Here is a 22022-nt window from a genome sequence, read left to right on the forward strand (position 1 = left end):
GACCTAAGTCGCCTTCTTGATAAGTAGGGCTAAGTTAGCCTCTTACTTTTATTCCTTTCTTTTCCATACCGCGATAAATATAAAGCATTTGCGCGATTGAAATAAGGTTAGATACTAACCAATAAAGTACTAAGCCTGATGGGAACCATAAGAAGAATACAGAGAAGATAACCGGCATAAAGGTCATCATTTTTTGCTGCATTGGATCGGTAACCGTCATTGGTTGAAGCTTCTGAGTTATAAACATACTTGCACCAAATAAAATTGGTAATACGTAGTATGGGTCTTGTGCTGATAAATCAGTTAACCAAAGCATAAACTCAGCATGGCGAAGTTCTGTTGACTCTAAAAATACATAAAACAACGCTAAGAATATTGGCATTTGTAACAAAATAGGGAAACAGCCACCCATTGGGTTTACTTTCTCTTTTTTGTACATTTCCATAGTAGCTTGACCGAATTTTTGACGGTCATCACCATATTTTTCTTTTAATGCAGCCATTTTTGGTTGAAGGGCACGCATTTTAGCCATTGACGTGTATTGTGCTTTAGTTAGCGGGTACATCAATGATTTAACAATAATAGTGATAGCAATAATTGCTAAACCCCAGTTACCAAGGATACTGTAAAGCCATTTTAGTAATACAAATAGTGGCTGTGAAATAAACCATAACCAGCCGTAGTCTACAGTTAGGTCTAAGTCAGGGTGAAGCGCTTCTAATACATCAGACTCTTTAGGGCCCATGTAGTAAATAGAAGTAATAGTTTGCTCAGTACCGGCTTGTACATTAACTGGTTGTGCTTTTGTACCAATGATTGCGGCATTGCTGCTCGTAATTAAGCTATACAGGGTGTTGGTTTGGTCTTGTTTTGGTACCCACGCACTTACAAAGTAATGTTGAATAAATGCAATGTAACCACCTTGTGTGCTTTCATTGAGGTTTTTGTCAGCCATGTCAGAAAAACTGTACTTTTCGTACGGTTCTTCGTCAGTACCGTAAGCTGCACCTAAATAGTTTTGATCAACTAAGCTGCCTTTTTCTTGTACTGTGCGCTTAACTTGCGTGTAAAGCTGTACTTGAATAGGCGCACTGGTTGTATTGTTTACTGTGTATTCTAAGCCAACGTCATATTGCCCTTTTTTAAATACATACGTTTTAGTAAAGCTAACACCGTTGCTGTCAGTAAACTGCAGCGGTACACGTAACTCATCACCGGTTAAGGTATAAGATGTTTGTTCGCTGTGGTAAGTAGGGCGACCGTTTGCAGATGCGTCAGGACCATTTAAACCAATTAAACCACTTTGTGAAAAGTATTGATTACCATCAAACTCACCCAGCAGCATGAAAGGTGTTTCTTCGCCTTTCACTTCTTCATACTGAAGTAAGTCTGATTCAACAATATCACCACCTTTGGTGTCGATTTTAACTTTAAACACGTCTGTTTTAATTTCTATAACAGAACGTTTAGCTAATGTTGTTGAAGCCGGTAAGCCAGATTCTGATGATGAGGGTATAAAATCATCTGATTCAGTTGAATTTGCTTGTTGTGTTTGTGTTGTGGCACTTGGATCGACTTTTGGCTGGTTATAATCATTATTCCATTCTTGGAACAATAAAAACGACACTAGCATTAGGCCAATGAATAAAAACGTGCGTTGCGATTCCATAACAGCTCTTATTTCTCGTGTTGGTGGTTAATATGGGTTATTTTTTCAGGTACTGGGTCATCACCACCTGAATGTAAAGGATGGCATTTTAATATGCGTTTTAATGCTAACCAACTTCCTTTTATCAATCCATGCAATTTTATTGCTTGAATTGCGTAATGTGAGCAGCTTGGATTAAAACGACAATGCGGACCTAATAGCGGGCTAATCCACTTTTGATAACCGCGGATCAATAACACTAAACATAATGTCGGTAAAGCAACAAGTGGTTTAAGTAACCTCATGATGTTTATGCCCCTAGTTAAATTTAGTGAGATAGATATCATGTATTTAAAGGCTCTATTGGAAATTTTAAATGCATGATTAAAAGGTGAGCTAAAGATACATTAATTAACCCTGTAATTCTATTGCTATTGGGTTTGTTTATTAGATTTAGCTGATTTGTTTGGGCGTTTCTTAAAGGGTGGAGGCTTAGGCGCACCTGGTTTACAGCGTTCATTAATTTTTCGCCATAACTTAGTCAGTTGCTTGGTTAATTCTTCATTAGACTGTTCGTCAATACCATTTTTAACCATAAGCACAATATCAATGTTATCAATGTTGTGTTGATTTAAACGAAAACTTTCGCGAGCAAGACGTTTAATACGGTTTCGTTGGCATGCCTTTTTTACACGTTTTTTAGCAACAGTAAGTCCTAACCTAGGTTTCCCTTGGTCATTGGGTTTAGCTAATAGAGTGAAGTAAGGAGTTGCAGCCCGAGCGGGTTCGTTAAATATACGAGAGTAATGCGAGGGAGTTAACAGACGTAACTCCCTGCCAAAGCTAAAGTCTTCCACTTATAAATTAAGCAGAAAGAACTTTGCGGCCTTTAGCGCGGCGACGTGCTAATACTTTACGGCCATTTACAGTTGCCATGCGAGCACGGAAGCCGTGTGCACGTTTGCGTTTTAAAACGCTAGGTTGAAAAGTTCTTTTCATAACAATCTCATCCGATCGGTTAAAGTTAAAACATCCTATGCAGGTCGCGATCCTGGCACAGGTGCCATTGCGAGCGCGAGATATTATAGATGAAACGACTTAAAGTCAATCATAATTACGCGTTAAGCACTGTGTTTATTAAGCAAGCAGCTGGGGATCATAAAGCGTGATCTAGTAGGATCATCATAAATAAGAAGTTTTCCACAGCCCATGTATAAAAAGTGAATAAAAGCCGGGGAAAAGTAAATTGGATCGTAGAATTGGTTCGCGATCTTGGTGTTATTTTGTTATGATCTATTATCAAGTTAATAATTAAAAATATAACTAAATCAGTCTGTTAGTTCTTTTTTGTAACGTTATACATCATTTTATAAAAATCAGCCTTTTACTTGTGGATAAACTGCCTTCATAATACTTGGTCTTGGGCCGCTTATTTGGCTATTTAAACGCAATAAATGCATGGTATTTAACCATTTTTGATGTGCGGGAATAAAAATTATATCTCTGGGAGTTTAACTGTGTATCTGTCGGTTTGGCAAAGTTGTTTATATGTATTGCAAGATGAATTGCCTTCGCAGCAGTTCAGTATGTGGGTAAGACCACTTCAAGCAGAAAGTACCGAAGATACTCTGACTATTTATGCACCTAATCGCTTTGTGCTTGATTGGGTAAGAGAAAAATACCTTAATCGAATTAACGAATTACTTGTAGAGATTTGTGGTGATGAAGCACCTGAACTGCGTTTTGATGTAGGTAGTAAGCCGCTGTTAAACACACAAGTTGCACCTGTTATAGAAACGCAATCTGCATCTAATACGCAAGCATCAGCAAAGCAACAACCGCGAGAGCAAAAGCCGGTTGTTGAGCCAGCACCTAAATCTGGTTATAAATCTAATATTAAAGAAAACTATACCTTTGATAGTTTTGTTGAGGGTAAATCAAATCAGCTAGCAAAAGCGGCTGCAACTCAAGTGGCCGATAATCCCGGTTCTGCATTTAACCCTGTATTTATATACGGTGGAACAGGTTTAGGTAAAACGCACTTACTCCATGCAGTAGGCAATGGCATTATGGCTAATAAGCCTGATGCAAAAATTGTTTATATGCATTCTGAACGTTTTGTACAAGACATGGTTAAAGCGCTACAAAATAATGCAATAGAAGAATTTAAACGTTATTACCGTAGTGTTGATGCATTAATGATTGATGACATTCAATTCTTTGCAAACAAAGAGCGTTCTCAAGAAGAATTTTTTCATACCTTTAATGCATTACTTGAAGGCAACCAACAAATTATTTTAACTTCCGATCGTTACCCTAAGGAAATTGAAGGGGTTGAAGACAGACTTAAGTCTCGTTTTGGTTGGGGATTAACAATTGCTATAGAGCCGCCAGAACTTGAAACTCGCGTAGCGATTTTGATGAAAAAAGCCCAGCAAAGTAAAATTAATTTACCGCACGAAGTGGCTTTCTTCATTGCAAAAAAATTACGTTCAAACGTGCGAGAGCTTGAAGGGGCACTTAATCGTGTAATTGCAAATGCAAACTTTACAGGGCGTCCTATCTCTATCGACTTTGTAAAAGAAGCACTGCGTGATTTACTTGCACTGCAAGATAAGCTTGTCACAATTGATAATATACAGCGTACAGTGGCTGAGTATTATCGAATTCGTGTGTCAGATTTACTTTCTAAACGCCGAAGCCGCTCTATAGCAAGACCTCGTCAGGTTGCTATGGCGTTGTCTAAGGAACTTACTAATCACAGCTTACCTGAGATTGGGGATGCTTTTGGCGGTCGAGACCATACAACTGTTTTACATGCGTGCCGTAAAATAAAATCACTACGTGATGAAAGCCACGAAATCAAAGAAGATTATCAAAATTTAATAAGAACATTGTCATCTTAGGGCTGACTTTATTATGCAAATAACAATATCAAGACAACAATTTTTAAAGCCATTGGTACAAGTATCGGGCGCAATTGAGCGAAAGCATACGTTACCAATTTTATCTAACGTTTTGTTAGTAGTAGAAAACGGACAGCTTTCGATGACAGGGACCGACCTTGAAATTGAATTAGTGTCTGGTGTTTTTGTAGGTGATGATATTGCCGACACAAAATTGACTTTACCCGCTAAAAAATTACTCGATATTTGTAAAAGCTTACCTGAAGGTTCAGACATTACTTTAAGCTTACAAGATCACCAGCTGTTATTAACCAGTGGTAAAAGTCGTTTTTCATTAACGACATTATCCGCTGCTGATTTTCCCAATTTAGAAGAATGGGACGGTGAAGTTGAATTTCAACTAACACGTTTAGAGCTTCGTAAATTACTTGAAAGCACACACTTTTCAATGGCAAACCAAGATGTACGTTATTACTTAAATGGTATGTCGTTTGAAGTTGATAACAGTGATATTAAAACGGTGGCTACCGACGGACACCGTTTGGCTATTGCACAGAAAAAACTTACTCAATCATTAAATACCCAGCGCCAATTAATTATACCGCGCAAAGGTGTACAAGAAATTATGCGCCTTATGGTTGCCGACGATGAGCTAGTAACTATTCAATTTGGTGCTAACCACATTCGTATTATTGATATTGAGTTTACATTTACAAGTAAACTTGTTGATGGGCGTTTTCCTGATTACCGACGTGTACTTCCACGTGGCGGTGACAAAACAATTATTGCGAACCGTGAATGGTTGCGAAATGCGTTTCAGCGTGTATCTATCTTGTCGAATGAAAAGTTTCGTGGTGTACGCTTAAATTTATCAAATGGTTTATTAAAAATTACTGCTAACAATCCAGAGCAAGAACAAGCTGAAGAGGTTGTTGAAGTAAATTACCAAGGTGATGAATTAGAAATTGGTTTTAATGTTTCGTATGTTTTAGATGTACTAAATACATTAAAAACCGAAGATGTACAGTTTACGTTAGCAGATTCAAACAGTAGTGCTTTAATAGAAGGCGCTGGTGATGATGAAGCTATGTATGTTGTTATGCCTATGCGTTTATAAGATCATAAACATATAATGAGCTTAAGTCATTTGAGCCTCAAATATTTTCGTAATATTGAGGCGCTGACGCTAGAACCTGTTAATGGCGTTAATATTATATATGGTGAAAATGGCAGCGGGAAAACCAGTCTTTTAGAAGCTATTTATTACCTTTCTCACGGCAAGTCTTTTCGAACACCAAAACATAAAAGCATAATTGCACACCAACAGGATCAGTTTGTAATTCATGGCCGAAAAACGGTTCATGATTTATCAATTCCTATTGGTATTAGTAAAACGCGGTTAGGTGAAACTAATTTAAAGATTCAAGGTAAAGCGAGCCGGAAAATATCTGAACTCGCACAACTTATGCCTGTTCAAATAATTACGCCTGAAAGCTACTCTTTGTTTTTTGGTGGCCCAAAAGAGCGCAGAAAGTTTTTAGATTTAGGATTGTTCCACGTGGAACATGAGTTTTTTTACCTGTGGCAATCGTTTAATAAAGTATTAAAACAACGCAATGCATTGTTAAAGTCTAAGCCTAAGAATTATTTTGACCAAATTAAGTTTTGGGACAAAGAATTTGTTAGACTGGCTGAAGAAATAAATAAATTGAGAATGGCGTATATAAGTAGGTTTAAGCAGCAGTTTTTTGGTAAAATGTGTGCAGAATTAACGCTTATACGCGATTTAGAAATGACGTTTAATGCAGGCTGGAAAGAGAATGAATCTCTTAACGATGCATTAGAACAAAACTTTGAGCGAGATTCTCGCCAAGGATTTACAAGTAAAGGCCCTCATAAGGCTGACTTTAGTTTTAGTGTCGCTGGCAACAGTGTAGAGAATACGTTCTCACGCGGGCAGTTAAAGTTATTATTGTATGCGTTAAAAGTAACGCAAAATAGCTTAATTGAGTCAGAGACCGATAAGCAATCTATATTGCTAATAGATGATTTACCCTCAGAGTTAGGCGAAGATACAAAAGAGAAAGTTGGGCAATTATTGTCTCACTGTCGTTCTCAAATATTTATCTCTTCAATTTTATCTGAGAGTATTTCTGCTGTGGTGGAACCCATGCAACGAGAACTACAAATGTTCCACGTGAAACATGGCAACCTAATAACAAGATAAGTGGGATTAACCATGTCTGAGAATTATGACTCGTCGAGTATTAAAGTACTTAAAGGATTAGACGCAGTAAGAAAGCGTCCTGGAATGTATATAGGGGACACCGATGATGGCACAGGCTTACACCACATGGTGTTTGAGGTCGTTGATAACTCAATAGACGAAGCCTTAGCCGGTCATTGTGATGATATTTTTGTAACGATTCACTTAGATGGCTCTGTTTCGGTTAGAGATAACGGCCGTGGTATCCCAGTGTCTATCCATGAAGAAGAAGGCGTTTCGGCTGCCGAAGTAATCATGACGGTACTTCACGCTGGTGGTAAGTTTGATGATAACTCTTATAAAGTATCAGGTGGCTTGCATGGTGTAGGTGTTTCGGTTGTAAACGCACTTTCAGAAAAATTAAAACTAACCGTGCGTCGCGAAGGCAAACTTCATGAGCAGTTTTACACTATGGGTGTGCCAGATGCACCTCTCGCTGTCATTGGTGACTCTGAAACTACGGGGACAGAACTACGCTTTTGGCCTAGTGCAGAAACATTCACTAATTTAGATTTTCATTACGATATTTTAGCAAAACGCCTACGTGAACTGTCGTTCCTGAATTCCGGTGTTAGCATCATTTTAAATGATGAGCGTGAAGAAAATAAAAGCGATCACTTCAAATACGAAGGTGGTATTCAGGCATTTGTTGAATACATTAACCGCAATAAAACACCTATTCATAAAGGTGTATTCCACTTTACACATGAGCGTGTTGAAGACGGAATTAGCGTTGAAGTATCAATGCAATGGAATGACGCATACCAAGAAAACATTTACTGTTTCACAAATAACATTCCACAACGTGATGGTGGTACTCACTTAGCTGGTTTTAGATCTGCGCTAACACGTACACTTAATAACTTTATGGAAAAAGAAGGCTTTAACAAGAAAGCAAAAACAACGAGTAACGCAACCGGTGACGATGCGCGTGAAGGTTTGACTGCTGTAATTAGTGTTAAAGTTCCAGATCCTAAGTTTTCATCGCAAACAAAAGACAAGCTAGTATCTAGCGAAGTTAAGTCTGCGGTAGAACAAGCAATGGCTGAAAAATTCACTGAGTTTTTATTAGAAAATCCAGTAGATGCAAAAATTGTTGTTGGGAAAATTATTGATGCTTCACGTGCACGTGAAGCAGCACGTAAAGCACGTGAAATGACACGTCGTAAAGGCGCTATGGACCTTGCCGGTTTGCCGGGTAAATTAGCCGATTGTCAGGAAAAAGATCCTGCGCAATCAGAACTTTACATAGTGGAAGGGGACTCTGCTGGCGGATCAGCCAAGCAGGGTCGTAACCGTAAGAATCAAGCGATTCTTCCGCTTAAAGGTAAAATTCTAAACGTTGAAAAAGCACGTTTTGATAAAATGCTGTCTTCACAAGAAGTGGCAACGCTAATCACTGCGTTAGGCTGTGGTATTGGCCGTGATGAATATAACCCTGAAAAACTACGTTACCACCGTATCATTATAATGACCGATGCGGACGTGGATGGTTCTCACATTCGTACCTTGTTGCTTACGTTCTTTTATCGTCAAATGCCAGAAATTGTAGAGCGCGGTTATATTTATATTGCTCAACCACCACTTTATAAAGTGAAAAAAGGTAAGCAAGAACGCTACATAAAAGACGATCCTGCACTTGTTGACTACTTAACATCGCTTGCACTAAATAACGCAGCGCTATACACAAGTGCCGATGCATCAGCACTTGAAGGTGAAGCGTTAGAGGAAATAGTTCACGATTATCAAAACACAGTTAAAGTAATCGAGCGTTTAAAACGTAAATACCCTAACACAGTAATGGAACGTTTGATCTACCAAAGCGAATTAACAAAAGAAGACCTTGAAGACGAAGCTAAAGTAATTGCGTGGACAAAAGAGCTTGTTGATGACCTAGTAGACCGTGACGAAGATGCAACTATTTTCAACGCTGCAACTGAGTATGATGCAGAGCGTAACTTATACTACCCAGTTGTGAATATTCGTCAACACGGTGTAGATAAGTCTCATGTACTAAGCTACGACTTCATTACATCGCGTGATTACCAACGTATTGCTGTGACTGGTGTTAACATTGCAAACATCATTACAGAAGGTGCCTATATTCAACGTGGTGAGAAAACAAAACCTGTTGATAACTTTGTGGATGCTTTGGAATGGTTGATCACTGAATCTAAGCGTGGGATCTATATTCAACGCTACAAAGGATTGGGTGAGATGAACCCAGATCAACTGTGGGAAACAACCATGGATCCAGGTGCACGCCGTATGTTACAAGTAACTATCGAAGACGCTGTTGGCGCGGATCAGTTATTTGCAACACTTATGGGTGATCAGGTAGAGCCACGTCGTGACTTTATTGAAACTAACGCGCTTCGCGTAGTTAACTTAGACGTGTAAAAACATATTTAGATAATAAAAAGGAGCCTAAGGGCTCCTTTTTTATTTTCTACAAATACACAAACTGCTTAAAACCTGAGTGTACACACGGTATACTAAGGATAATTTTCACGCTACTTCTTAGATAGTAAAAAGCCAAATATGCAAAAATACGACGTAAAAACCTTCCAAGGTTTGATCCTGGCTTTACAGGATTATTGGGCACAGCAAGGCTGTGTCATTATTCAACCACTTGATATGGAAGTGGGCGCTGGGACATTTCACCCGCAAACATTTTTGAAATCAATTGGCCCTGAGCCAATGTCTAGCGCATACGTACAACCGTGTCGCCGTCCTACGGATGGCCGCTATGGCGAAAACCCAAACCGCTTACAACATTACTACCAATTTCAGGTAGTGTTAAAGCCATCACCAGATAACATTCAAGAGCTTTACTTAGGCTCACTAGAAGCAATGGGGATTGATACCCTAACTCACGAAGTACGCTTTGTAGAAGATAACTGGGAATCACCTACATTAGGTGCGTGGGGCCTAGGTTGGGAAATTTGGTTAAATGGTATGGAGGTAACGCAGTTTACCTACTTCCAACAAGTAGGCGGCTTAGAGTGCTCACCAGTAACTGGCGAGATTACTTATGGCCTTGAACGTTTAGCTATGTACATTCAAGGCGTAGATAGTATTTACGACCTAGTATGGGCAGATGGTCCACTAGGGCGTGTAACTTACGGCGATGTGTTCCACCAAAATGAAGTAGAGCAATCTACTTACAACTTTGAACACGCAAACGTAGATGACTTATTTGCGCAGTTTGATAAGTGTGAAGCTGAGAGCCAAAAGTTAATTGAAGCAAATTTACCACTTCCTGCCTACGAGCAAGTAATGAAAGCATCGCATGCATTTAACCTATTAGACGCGCGTCATGCTATATCGGTAACAGAACGTCAGCGTTATATTTTACGTGTCCGCGCGTTATCAAAAGCATGTGCACAAAGTTATTACGATGCACGTGAAGCGCTTGGTTTCCCGCTGTGTAAGGATAAGTAAGCATGTCAGCACAAAATTTATTAGTAGAAATTGGCACTGAAGAATTGCCACCAAAGTCGTTGCGTAAACTTGCCGAAGCATTTGCTGCAAACTTAACTCAAGAGTTAGAAACACTAGAGTTAGCGCACCAAGGCGTCAGCTGGTATGCATCACCTCGTCGTTTGGGTTTACAAGTAAAAGCGCTTGAAGCTAAACAACAAGACAAAGAAGTTGAAAAACGCGGCCCTGCAACAAAAGCAGCGTTTGACAGCGAAGGTAACCCTACAAAAGCAGCAATGGGTTGGGCACGCGGTTGCGGTATTGACGTAAGTGAAGCACAAACACTCGAAACCGATAAAGGCGCTTGGTTACTACATATTGCTAAAGTTGCAGGGCAAGAAACTAAAACGCTAATGGCAGATGCTATCGCAAAAGCGTTAAGTAAATTACCAATACCAAAGCCAATGCGCTGGGGTGCAAATAAAACACAGTTTATTCGCCCAGTTCATACCGTCACTATTTTATTTGGTAGCGAGTTACTCGAAGGTGAAATACTGGGTAAGCAAGTAAGTAACCAACTGCAAGGTCACCGTTTTCATCACCCAGAAAAAATTAGCATCAGCCATGCTGATGAGATTTTTGATGTACTTAAATCTGCTTACGTTATTGCTGATTACGAACAACGTAAAGCGCAAATTCGTGCACAAATAGAAGACGCTGCAAACGCAGTTAACGCTGTTGTTGCAATGGATGAAGACTTATTAGAAGAAGTAACATCACTGGTAGAGTGGCCAGTAACATTAACGGCAACATTTGAAGAAGCATTTTTAGATGTACCAGCCGAAGCGCTAATTTACACCATGAAGGACGATCAAAAATACTTCCCGTTATTAGATCAAAACGGCAAACTTTTAAATAAGTTTTTGTTTGTATCTAACATCGAAAGTAAAGATCCAAGCGTGGTAATTTCAGGTAACGAAAAAGTAGTGCGCCCACGTTTAGCTGATGCGCAGTTCTTTTTTGAAACCGACAAAAAGAAAACCCTAGAAAGCCGTTTAGAGTCGCTAGATACCGTTTTATTCCAAAAGCAGTTAGGTACGCTTAAAGATAAATCTGTACGTATTAGCGAACTTGCCGGCTACATTGCTGAGCAACTAGGTGCCGATAAAGACCAAGCAAAACGTGCTGGCCTATTAAGTAAAACAGACTTAATGACCGAAATGGTAATGGAATTTACCGACGTACAAGGTGTAATGGGTATGCATTACGCGCGCTTTGACGGTGAGGCAGAAGATGTAGCCATAGCGCAAAACGAGCAATACATGCCACGCTTTGCGGGCGACAATTTACCTACAAACCTAATCAGCTGTGCAGTAGCCATTGCTGATAAGTTTGATACGCTGGTGGGTATTTTTGGTATAGGCCAAGCACCAAAAGGCGATAAAGATCCATTTGCACTTCGTCGTGCCGCTATTGGTGCATTGCGTATCATGGTCGAAAAAGAGTTACCGCTTGATATTTTAGACCTAGTAGCAAAAGCACAAACATTGTTTGGCGATAAGCTAACTAATCTAAATGTATCAACAGATGTGTTTGATTTTATGCTAGGGCGCTTCCGCGCATGGTATCAAGATGAAGGCATTGAAGTTGATGTAATTCAAGCTGTGCTTGCGCGTCGTCCAACTAAACCTGTTGATTTTGACCGCCGTGTTAAAGCGGTAAGCCACTTCCGCACTTTAGACGCCGCAGAAGCGCTTGCAGCAGCTAATAAGCGTGTAGGCAACATTCTTGCTAAAAACGATATCACAAGCCAAGGTAACGTTGATGAGAGCTTATTAAGCGACAATGCTGAAAAAGTATTGGCATCACAAGTGGCAAAATTTGCGACAGAGCTGGCACCTCTTTATGCTGATGGAAACTACCAAGAGGCGCTTAGCCAATTGGCAGGCATTCGTGAAAGTGTTGATAACTTTTTTGACAACGTAATGGTTATGGCCGACGATGAAGCTGTTAAGCAAAATCGCCTTGCGCTATTAAGTCAGTTAAGTGGTTTATTTTTGGATATTGCAGATGTATCTGTTTTACAAAAATAAAAGCCATTAGCAATTTAAAAAGCCAGCATAACGCTGGCTTTTTAGTTTTAATACCTATTAGCAAAATAGGCATTTTTTAATAGGTATAATGAATAGGATTAAAATTGATGATTTCAATAAAAAAAATAATACCACTCGCTATTGTTGGGTTACTCAGCGCATGTTCAAGCCAAATATCAATTAACGATGTATTGCCGCAAAAAGAACTCGACCGCACCATGTACTTGCGAGGCGATTTTACTTTATGGGATGCAGAGCCTCAATATCAGCTTAATTTAGTGGGCCCAGCACTTTATCAAGCACAGGTAAAATTTAGCACACCAGGTAAAGTGTACGAATTTAAAATAGCCGATGCCGATTTTAGTGAAGGCTTTAACTGTGGTTATAGCGACTCATATCCACAAGGTCAGAGTTTAACGCTAGGCCAAGCAGCAAACGCAGACTGCAATACTATTTATAATTACTTTAGTTATACACCTGCGATAAAAGGCACGTATATAGTCAGCATTGATTTCAGTGACTACGACGAACCAAAAGTGACGATAACTAAGAAGTAAGAGCTTTAAGCTATAAGCCGTCAGCTTTCAGTTGCCCGAGTGAATTTTTAGATTTGTGACAAGGATGTTATTGTGAAAACTAAGCAGTGGACCGAAGAAATAAAAATTGATGATATTACTTATCCTGCAGATCAGCTAAATAGAAAGCAAGATGCAGAACTACTTACAAAAATCCTTGTTCGTCGTTCAAAAGCGAATAGAGAGAAACCTAATAAATCTTCATATGTAATTAACGTTAATGCGGAATGGGGCGCTGGTAAAACTTATTTCGTAAAACGTTGGGCTGAAGACTTAAAACACGATCATCCTGTTGTTTATATAGATGCTTGGTCGAATGATTTTATGGATTCACCTATTATTAGCGTCCTTGCTGAAATATAAGAGCAACTTCTAGAAACAATTAACAAAAGCCATTTAACTCAAGCCAAAAGAAAAAGTTTTAAGAATATAGGTATATCTGTATTACCAAAAATCTTAGCAGCACTAGTTAAACGATATGGTGGCTTTGATATTGAAGACATATTTGTAGACGAAAACTCTGACACATGTACTTCGCCATCAACACAAAACAATAAATCATTGGATTTGTCAGCAGCCATGGAAGCGATGACAACACAAGCGTTTAAAGAGCATAGTGACTATAAGAAGGGAGTAAAAGAGCTAAAGGGCACCATTAAAGAGTTAGTCAAATACTCGATTGAAAAGCCAAAAAGAGGCTTGCAAGCAACAGCACGTGATTATCCTGCATTCATTTTTATTGATGAGTTAGACCGCTGCCGCCCAACTTATGCAGTAGAAATGCTTGAAGCCATAAAGCATATTTTTGATATTGAAGGGTTAGTAATAGTCGTTTCAACACATACAGAAGAATTGCAGCACACGATAAAAGCTTTATATGGAAACGATTTTAATGCTGATAATTATTTAAGGCGCTTCTTCGATACAAAGTATCATCTAGATGTTGGGATTTCTGCTAGTTTACTAGAAGCAAATTGTGATTTTACTGTATTAGATAATAACTACCTTGAACAAAAAAGCATATTGCTGTTTCCGCTTTTATCTCATGGTGATGATTTAGAAAGACAGTTATCATCTCTCATTGCTGAAATCTCGAATTGGCAAAATTTAGCGCCTAGGTCAGCTATACAATTAGCAAATAGATTACTTACAAGTATAGAGTTAATTGGTAAAGAGAAAACAGTAGATATTTTAGTCCTACTCATTTTACTTTGCTTGTACATGTTCAATAAACCTCATTATGATTATATGTGCAGTATTTTTAATGACCAACGATTTGAAATAAATCAAAGGGTTACAGACTTAAAGCTTTCATCAAAACAACTGAACTTACCTAAGTATTTAAAAGAAATGCTTTTTTCTGCAAAAAAACTAGATGGCATAAAGCAGTTAGTAAGCCTAGAGGATCGCGAGAAAGTAAGACTGATGGAATTTGAATTAAATTTCTCAGGTATGGGTCTTTTAACTTATTTTCAGAGCTTCCAAAGCGTTTTAAACAGGAACGGTAAAATTAGAAAACCAGGTTACATGCATACGTTTGGCTACGATGGGAGAGGTGCTATCAGTGAATCTCAACTATTAGAAGCTCATATGACATTATTAGGAGTAAACAGTTTGAGTGCAAATGATTACTTGAACCTAATTGGCTTAACGAACAAATTTGCTGATAGCTGATAGCTGATAGCTGATAGCTGATAGCTGATAGCTGATAGCTGATAGCTTTTACAACCCTTTCTTCACCACATACCTATACGGCGCTTCATTCGCGTCTTTAGCCACCAGCGTGTGATCCATAAATACACAAAAGCTTGGAATATCACGGGTGGTTGATGGGTCATCGGCGGTTATTAACAGTGTTTCACCCTCGTTCATTTTTCGAATAGCAGCACGTACCATCATTACAGGTTCTGGACAGCGAAGACCTATTGCATCTAATTGGTGATCGGGGTTATCAAAATTCATAGTACGTATGCCTGTTAATAGTGATTCAAATATGTGATTTTAATGAGTAGTCAGACTTTTTTGTTGCGCCAAAGTTTAGCGTAATTTTAAGTATACTTTAACTAAATTACTTAGATCTGGATCAGTTTTCATTTAAGTTTATATACATAAACATTAAATTATAAACCCGATCACAACAACATCACTAATCTAAATCGCTTTAGTAAAGTACCTTAAATTTGGCAAATAAAAAAGGCGAACTAACTTTCGTCAGTGCGCCTTTTTACTCACCAAGATGGTTTACATGTTAAGAGTATTAGTCTTGAACACGCTCAAATACAGTTGCGATGCCTTGGCCTAAACCAATACACATAGTCGCTAAACCATATTTAGCATTTTTATCTTCCATTAAGTGAATTAGCGAGGTGCTGATACGCGAACCAGAACAACCTAGAGGGTGGCCCAGAGCGATAGCGCCGCCATTCAAGTTAACTTTTTCGTCAACCACATCAGCTAAACCTAAGTCTTTAAGTACTGGCAGTGATTGCGCTGCGAAGGCTTCGTTAAGCTCAGCTACATCAATGTCATCAATTGTGATACCCGCTTGTGCAAGTGCTTTTTTACTTGCTGGTACTGGGCCGTAACCCATGATTGATGGATCGCAACCGGCAACTGCCATTGCTTTAATGCGCGCACGAATTGGTAAGCCTAACTCTTTAGCTTTTTCTTCGCTCATTACTAACATCGCTGATGCGCCATCAGAAAGTGCAGAAGATGTACCCGCTGTAACAGAACCCGATGCTGGGTTAAATACTGGGCGAAGCTGAGATAAACCTTCAACCGTTGTTTCAGGACGAATTACTTCATCGTCTTCAACTAAAATTAAAGAGCCATCTGCTGCATGACCTTCCATTGCTAAAATTTCGCGGCGGAAACGTCCTTCAACTGTTGCAGCATGTGCACGTTGATGCGAACGGTATGCAAATTCATCTTGCTGCTGACGGCTAATGCCGTGAATAGTTGCAAGGTATTCTGCTGTTAAACCCATAGAGCCTGAAGCTTGCGCAATTGACGTTGCTAGGCCTGGGTGAAAGTCGTTACCGTGAGTCATAGGAACGTGACCCATGTGCTCAACACCACCAATTAGGTAAGTATCGCCAGCGCCAGTCATAATAGCGCGCGCAGCGTCGTGCAATGCTTGCATTGACGAGCCACATAAACGGTTAACGGTCGTTGCTGGTACTGAGTGTGGAATACCCGCAAGAAGCGATGCGTTACGTGCAACGTTAAAGCCTTGCTCTAATGTTTGCTGTACACAACCCCAATAAATGTCGTCGATTGATGCAGGATCAACCGCTGGGTTGCGTTCTAGTAAGCCCTTCATTAAGTGAGCGCTTAAGTCTTCCGCACGCTTGTTTTTAAATACGCCGCCTTTTGAGCGACCCATTGGTGTGCGGATACAATCTACAATTACTGGATTATTCATGATATTAACCTTCCACCTTATAGAAAACACGGCCTTCTTCAGCCCATTTGCGAGTTTGCTCTGATACTTGGTAAATCGCACCTAGGTGAGCGTATTTGTCTGCTGCTGCAACAAAGTTAGCTAAACCAGTTTGATCTAAGTAACGGAACGCACCGCCTCTAAATGGAGGGAAACCAACACCGTACACAAGGGCCATATCAGCTTCTTGTGGAGAAGCAACAATGCCTTCTTGTAAACAAAGAAGAACTTCGTTGATCATTGGAATCATACAACGGTCAATGATTTCTTGTTTATCAAATTCTTTCGGTGCATCAGTAATTGGCGCTAGTAGCTCAACTGCTGTTGCATCGCTTGATTTTTTAAGACGACCACGACGGTCTGTTTCGTACTTGTAGAAGCCTGCTTTGTTCTTTTGACCAAAACGTTTTTCGTTTGCGAAAACAGTCACTGGGTCTTTTTCTGCACGCGCCATGCGCTCAGGGAAACCGTCAGCCATTACGCCAGTACAATGATAAGCCGTATCAATACCTACAACATCTAGTAGGTAAGCCGGACCCATAGGCCAACCAAATACGTTTTCCATTACTTTATCTACTTTTGCAAAGTTAGCGCCTTCAACAACTAGCTTGCTAAAGCCTGCAAAGTAAGGGAATAAAACACGGTTTACAAAAAAGCCTGGGCAATCGTTAACAACGATAGGAGACTTGCCAAGTTTAAGGGCATAATCAACAACTGCGTTAATGGTTTTGTCTGACGTTTTTGCACCACGAATAATTTCTACTAATGGCATTTTTGGCACTGGGTTAAAGAAGTGCATACCACAGAAGTTTTCTGGCTTATCAAGTGCTTCAGCAAGTAAATCAATACAAATAGTTGACGTGTTTGATGTAAGTACAGTGCCTTCTGGCATGTTCTTTTCAAGGTCAGCTAACACTGCTTGCTTAACTTTAGGGTTTTCTACAACGGCTTCAACAATGATGTTGGCGTCTTGTAGGTCTGCATCGTTAAGTGTTGGTTTAATTTTACTGAGTGTTGCCAACATTTTTTCCATTGGCATGTGGCCACGCTTAACTTTTGCACCTAATAATTTAGACGCTTCACCCATACCTAAATCAAGCGCATCCTGTTGGATGTCTTTCATTATGATAGGTGTGCCTTTATAAGCTGACTGATATGCAATACCGCCGCCCATAATACCCGCGCCCAATACTGCAGCTTGTTTAATTTCTACATCGCTGTGCTTAGCAAGTTTACGTGCTTTACCTTTGATGAATTGGTCATTTAAGAAAATGCCCGTTTGTGCTGCAGCTTCGTTAGTACGCGCAAGTTTTGCAAAGTTAGCATTTTCGATTGCCATTGCTTCATCGCGAGTACAGTTTGCCGCTGCTTTAATAGTACGTACTGCCATAACCGGAGCAGGATAGTGGCCTTTGGTTTTACCCATTACCATACCTTCTGCCATAGCAAAGCTCATGCCTTGTTCAACACGGTTTAATTTAAGTGGCTGTAGTTTTGCGTTGCGTTTTGCTTGCCAATCTAACTTGCCTGCAATCGCTAGTTCAAGTGTTGCTACACTTGACTCTAAAAGTTTGTCAGCACTAACTACCGCGTCAAACGCACCTACTTTAAGGGCGTCAGCTGCGCGGTTTTCAGCGCCTGAAGTGATCCACATCATTGCGTTATCTGCGCCAATGATACGTGGTAAGCGCACTGTGCCACCAAAACCAGGCATTATGCCAAGTTTAACTTCTGGTAAGCCCATTTTAGCGCTTTCGCTTGCAACACGATAATCGGTAGCAAGTGCCCACTCACATCCGCCGCCAAGTGCTAAACCGTTTACAACGCTTAGAGTTGGGAATGGAAGATCTTCAATTGCATCAAAAACGTCAGTTGCGTTTTTGATCCACACTACTAAGTCTTCTTCAGGTTTAGTAAATGTAGGTAAAAATTCGAAGATGTCGGCGCCGATAATAAAGTGGTCTTTATCACTGGTAAAAACCATGCCTTTGATATCAGAATTAGCAGCTAATTCTTTTAATGCTGCTGCACAATCTGAAAGAGTTTTTTGAGATAATGTGTTTACAGAACCTGCAACACAAAACTTAAACTCGGCGATGTTTTCCTTTAGGAAGTTAACTTCAAAGGAATCGCTTTTATATAACATTTTATTCTCCCTAGTTGACGAACTAAGACTGGTACGATGAGTTTGCATTTCAATCAGTGTGCTTGCTTTGAATAGAAAATGCAACGAAAAATTTAACTCGGTTACAAACGACTGGTTAAAATATAGCTGGTTTGGTGCTAAGGTGGTGAAAAAGCTTTTATTCACTACTTTAATTTTTTATTAAAGGACATTATGAAAAAACAATTATTTAGTTTTGCGGCAGCTGCTTTCATTTTTCCTCTTTATTCTGCCGAGGCTAGCATCGATAACGACGCATTTTTAGATGCTGAAAAAAAAGTACGCAACGCAAGTTACCGTGAGTTCAAAAATGTAGTTAATAACCTAAATCACCCGCTAAAACCGTATGTAGAAAAAACATACTGGCAACGAAACCCGAGCATAAAATATCAGGCCGAGATAGAAAGCTATCTAAATATATATCAGCATACGCCACTTGAATGGCCTGTTCGTAAAGTGTGGCTGGAGTATCTTGAAAAAAATAATAGAAAAGCGGCGTATATTCGTAATTACCGGGACACGAGTAATGTTGAATACACTTGCACTTATTTAGGGTATCAGCTGGACTTAGGTGCCCCAGAAAAGGCCATTTTAAACCAGGTGACCGATTTATGGACGGTGGGTAAGTCACAACCTAAAGAGTGTGATTCGTTATTTTCGTATTGGCGTAAAAAAGGCTATATGAATGCCGATACCGTATGGCAGCGAATAACGCTTGCCGCGCAAGGCGGTACACAAAGTTTACTTCCTTATTTAAAAACACTTTTACCAAAAAATGAGCGTTACCTTGCTGACTTATATTTAAAAGTACGACGCGACCCAAGTGCTGCGGCGGGATTATACCGCTATAAAAATAAATCGCCTAAGGAAGGTGAAATTGCACTTTATGGAGTTAAGCGGTTGATATGGCGAGATAAAGAACTTGCACTTCGCGCATGGGAAAAAATAGAGCGCATGTTTAACTACAGCGATGAAGAAAAGGCAGATTTATACTACACCTTTGCTTTATCACTCGCTTCTAGCGGGCATAAACAAGCCAGCTTTTGGTTAAACAAAGTGCCAAAAGAGCGCCAAGACAACAAATTAATGCAATGGCAGCTTGGTAATATGCTAAAAACCCAAGATTGGGCAGGCATTGCTGCGTTTTTTACTGGTAAAGAAAACCTTAGCTTGGGTCAACAGTATTGGCTTGCATATAGTTACGCAGAACGCGGCGATGAGCAAAAAGCTAAAGAAATGTGGCAAAGTATTGCAACTAACCGAGATTACTACGGCTTTTTAGCTGCTGCACGTTTAGGGCTATCGGTTGATTTAAATAATCAACCTAAAGTGGTTAGTGAGCAACTAATCAATAAAGTAAGTAATGCTCCCGGTTTTAAACGTTCAAAAGCATTATACGAACTAGAGCGTGTTACTTCCGCGAGACGTGAGTGGAATTACTTAACAAATACTTCAAATGAAGAAGAAAAACTTGCAGCCACCGTTTTATCTACCGATTTGGGGTGGCACGACAGCACTATATTCACACTGGCTAAAATAAAAGCGTGGGATAACGTTGAGCAGCGTTTTCCGTTTGCTTTTCAAGACATATTTGAACGCTACAGTAAGCGCAATAAAATAGATGTGGCGTGGAGTATAGCTATAGCAAGGCGAGAAAGTTCATTTGCACCTGACGCGCGATCAAGTGCTAATGCTCGAGGTTTAATGCAATTGCTGCCAAGTACTGCTAAATATGTAAATAAAGGTAGCGTGTCTAATAGTCGGTTATATCAACCTAAAACAAATATTAGGCTAGGTACCAGTTATTTACGTTACTTGAAAAAGAAAAATCACGGTAACGAAATATTGGCTACGGCATCTTATAATGCAGGCTACCATCGTATAAAACGCTGGGTGCCTGATGATGCAATGCCTGCAGAGTTATGGATAGAGCTTATTCCATACCGTGAAACACGCGACTACGTAAAAAATGTATTTGCGTATAGGCAGGTATACCATACTCGCATGGGCCGAGAGGGTAATATATTAGCTCCTATACTGGAAATGAAAATAGGCGGGTAGTAAACATAAGTTTAAATTAGGGGGATAGTGCTTACTGTGAGCCATCCCCCTTTTTTGAGCGTAATAGCTATAAGTGGTAGACTCAGCACACGTTAAATTTAACAGATGGATTAACAATGGATAAATTAGCCGTTTTATACGCAGAACATATTGCAACACTGCAGCAGCGTACTCGTACAATTTGCGAAAGCGAAGGGTTAGAAGGATTAGTTATTCACTCAGGCCAAGCAAAGCGCCAATTTTTAGACGACATGTATTACCCGTTTAAAGTTAATCCTCACTTTAAAGCCTGGTTACCTGTTATTGATAACCCGCATTGCTGGATTGTTGTTAATGGTAGCGATAAACCTAAGCTTATTTTTTATCGTCCTGTTGATTTTTGGCATAAAGTACCCGACGAGCCACGTGATTTTTGGGCTGAGTATTTTGATATAGAACTATTGTTACAACCCGATCAGGTTGAAAAGCTGCTCCCTTATGATAAAGCAAAATACGCGTATATGGGCGAATACATAGAAGTAGCTCAAGCACTTGGCTTTAGCATAATGAACCCAGAGCCCGTGCTTAACTATTTACACTTTAACCGTGCTTACAAAACACAATATGAACTCGAATGTTTACGTAATGCTAACCGCATAGCCGTTGACGGCCACAAAGCTGCGCGCGACACTTTTTTTAATGGTGGCAGTGAGTTTGATATTCAGCACGCTTACCTAATGGCAACACGCCAAAGCGAAAACGAAATGCCGTATGGCAATATAGTGGCGCTTAACGAAAACTGCGCTATTTTGCATTACACCCATTTTGAGTCAAATGCACCGCAAACACATAACTCATTTTTAATTGATGCTGGCGCAAACTTTAACGGTTATGCTGCAGATATAACGCGCACTTATGACTTTAAAAAGCAGGGTGAATTTGCTGAGTTAGTTACAGCAATGACCGCAATACAGGTTGAGTTAGGTAAAGGTTTAAAACCTGGCATGTTATACGGTGATTTACACGTTGAGTGCCATAACCGCATAGCGCAAATTCTTAGCGACTTTAATATAGTTAACTTACCGGCTGCAGATATAGTTGAGCGTAAAATCACGTCTACTTTCTTCCCACATGGTTTAGGGCATCACCTTGGTTTACAAGTGCATGATGTAGGCGGTTTTATGAGTGACGACAAAGGTACTCATCAAGCATCACCAGACGGGCACCCATTTTTACGTTGTACCCGTATGATAGAGAAAAACCAGGTATTTACTATCGAACCAGGTTTATATTTTATTGATTCGTTGTTAGGTGATTTAGCACAAACGGATAACAAGCAATACATTAATTGGAATAAGGTTGAAGAATTTAAACCTTATGGTGGTATTCGTATTGAAGATAACATTATTGTGCACGAAGATAGTTTAGAAAATATGACGCGTGACTTACACTTAGATTAAGT

Annotated in this window: 18 protein-coding genes; 11 read left to right on the forward strand and 7 right to left on the reverse strand. The window is 39.7% G+C overall.

Translation table 11 applies throughout. The features are described from left to right. Positions 1-34: 34 nt before the first annotated feature. From yidC to rpmH, 4 genes are all read right to left on the reverse strand, one after another. Positions 35-1669 carry a membrane protein insertase YidC gene (gene yidC, locus AC27I2_RS18305; RefSeq protein ID WP_058405170.1) on the reverse strand — a complete coding sequence of 545 codons (1635 nt, stop codon included), beginning with the start codon at positions 1667-1669 and terminating at the stop codon, positions 35-37. Between the two features lie 8 nt (positions 1670-1677). Continuing rightward, positions 1678-1953 carry a membrane protein insertion efficiency factor YidD gene (yidD, locus tag AC27I2_RS18310; RefSeq protein ID WP_006793977.1) on the reverse strand — a complete coding sequence of 92 codons (276 nt, stop codon included), beginning with the start codon at positions 1951-1953 and terminating at the stop codon, positions 1678-1680. 126 nt (positions 1954-2079) lie between these two features. Continuing rightward, positions 2080-2505 (reverse strand): ribonuclease P protein component, encoded by a 426-nt coding sequence (gene rnpA / locus AC27I2_RS18315; protein WP_058405171.1) that lies wholly within the window; start codon positions 2503-2505, stop codon positions 2080-2082. Positions 2506-2512: 7 nt separating this feature from the next. Continuing rightward, positions 2513-2647 (reverse strand): 50S ribosomal protein L34, encoded by a 135-nt coding sequence (gene rpmH / locus AC27I2_RS18320; RefSeq protein WP_004335215.1) that lies wholly within the window; start codon positions 2645-2647, stop codon positions 2513-2515. 518 nt (positions 2648-3165) lie between these two features. Between rpmH and dnaA the strand changes: the two genes are divergently transcribed. From dnaA to AC27I2_RS18365, 9 genes are all read left to right on the forward strand, one after another. Next, entirely contained in the window at positions 3166-4554 is a 1389-nt protein-coding gene (gene dnaA, locus AC27I2_RS18325) for a chromosomal replication initiator protein DnaA (protein WP_487205101.1), read from the forward strand. 13 nt (positions 4555-4567) lie between these two features. After that, on the forward strand, positions 4568-5671 hold the full coding sequence (dnaN, locus tag AC27I2_RS18330; RefSeq protein WP_006793980.1) for a DNA polymerase III subunit beta: 1104 nt from the start codon (positions 4568-4570) through the stop codon (positions 5669-5671). 15 nt (positions 5672-5686) lie between these two features. Continuing rightward, entirely contained in the window at positions 5687-6781 is a 1095-nt protein-coding gene (recF, locus tag AC27I2_RS18335; RefSeq protein ID WP_058405173.1) for a DNA replication/repair protein RecF, read from the forward strand. A 12-nt stretch (positions 6782-6793) separates the two neighbouring features. After that, positions 6794-9220: a DNA topoisomerase (ATP-hydrolyzing) subunit B gene (gene gyrB / locus AC27I2_RS18340; protein ID WP_219423378.1), complete on the forward strand. Its 2427-nt coding sequence runs from the start codon at positions 6794-6796 to the stop codon at positions 9218-9220. Between the two features lie 141 nt (positions 9221-9361). Then, positions 9362-10264 carry a glycine--tRNA ligase subunit alpha gene (gene glyQ / locus AC27I2_RS18345; RefSeq protein WP_004588055.1) on the forward strand — a complete coding sequence of 301 codons (903 nt, stop codon included), beginning with the start codon at positions 9362-9364 and terminating at the stop codon, positions 10262-10264. Between the two features lie 2 nt (positions 10265-10266). Beyond that, complete coding sequence (gene glyS, locus AC27I2_RS18350) at positions 10267-12336, forward strand: glycine--tRNA ligase subunit beta (RefSeq protein WP_487205102.1); 2070 nt, start codon at positions 10267-10269, stop codon at positions 12334-12336. Positions 12337-12443: 107 nt separating this feature from the next. Next, complete coding sequence (locus tag AC27I2_RS18355) at positions 12444-12893, forward strand: early set domain-containing protein (protein ID WP_487205103.1); 450 nt, start codon at positions 12444-12446, stop codon at positions 12891-12893. A gap of 72 nt (positions 12894-12965) precedes the next feature. Beyond that, the gene (locus AC27I2_RS18360; RefSeq protein ID WP_487205104.1) at positions 12966-13274 is read left to right on the forward strand and encodes a P-loop NTPase fold protein; all 309 of its coding nucleotides are present in this window, start codon (positions 12966-12968) and stop codon (positions 13272-13274) included. 216 nt (positions 13275-13490) lie between these two features. Continuing rightward, complete coding sequence (locus tag AC27I2_RS18365) at positions 13491-14585, forward strand: P-loop NTPase fold protein (RefSeq protein WP_487205105.1); 1095 nt, start codon at positions 13491-13493, stop codon at positions 14583-14585. A 48-nt stretch (positions 14586-14633) separates the two neighbouring features. Here the strand turns inward: AC27I2_RS18365 and tusA are convergent, their stop codons facing one another. The 3 genes from tusA to fadB all read right to left on the reverse strand — a co-directional run bounded on the left by tusA (position 14634) and on the right by fadB (position 18502). After that, positions 14634-14873 (reverse strand): sulfurtransferase TusA, encoded by a 240-nt coding sequence (gene tusA / locus AC27I2_RS18370; RefSeq protein ID WP_058405177.1) that lies wholly within the window; start codon positions 14871-14873, stop codon positions 14634-14636. A 295-nt stretch (positions 14874-15168) separates the two neighbouring features. Next, positions 15169-16338, reverse strand: a complete 1170-nt coding sequence (gene fadA / locus AC27I2_RS18375) for an acetyl-CoA C-acyltransferase FadA (protein WP_008130791.1) — start codon at positions 16336-16338, stop codon at positions 15169-15171. A gap of 4 nt (positions 16339-16342) precedes the next feature. Beyond that, a complete protein-coding gene (gene fadB, locus AC27I2_RS18380; protein WP_487205106.1) occupies positions 16343-18502 on the reverse strand; it encodes a fatty acid oxidation complex subunit alpha FadB in 2160 nt (719 codons plus the stop codon). A 192-nt stretch (positions 18503-18694) separates the two neighbouring features. On the opposite strand from fadB, the gene AC27I2_RS18385 reads away from it, so the two are divergent. Next, complete coding sequence (locus AC27I2_RS18385) at positions 18695-20581, forward strand: transglycosylase SLT domain-containing protein (RefSeq protein WP_487205107.1); 1887 nt, start codon at positions 18695-18697, stop codon at positions 20579-20581. Positions 20582-20697: 116 nt separating this feature from the next. Further along, on the forward strand, positions 20698-22020 hold the full coding sequence (pepQ, locus tag AC27I2_RS18390) for a Xaa-Pro dipeptidase (RefSeq protein WP_138530262.1): 1323 nt from the start codon (positions 20698-20700) through the stop codon (positions 22018-22020). Positions 22021-22022: the final 2 nt, after the last annotated feature.

Source organism: Pseudoalteromonas sp. NH0006-46, assembly GCF_057547735.1.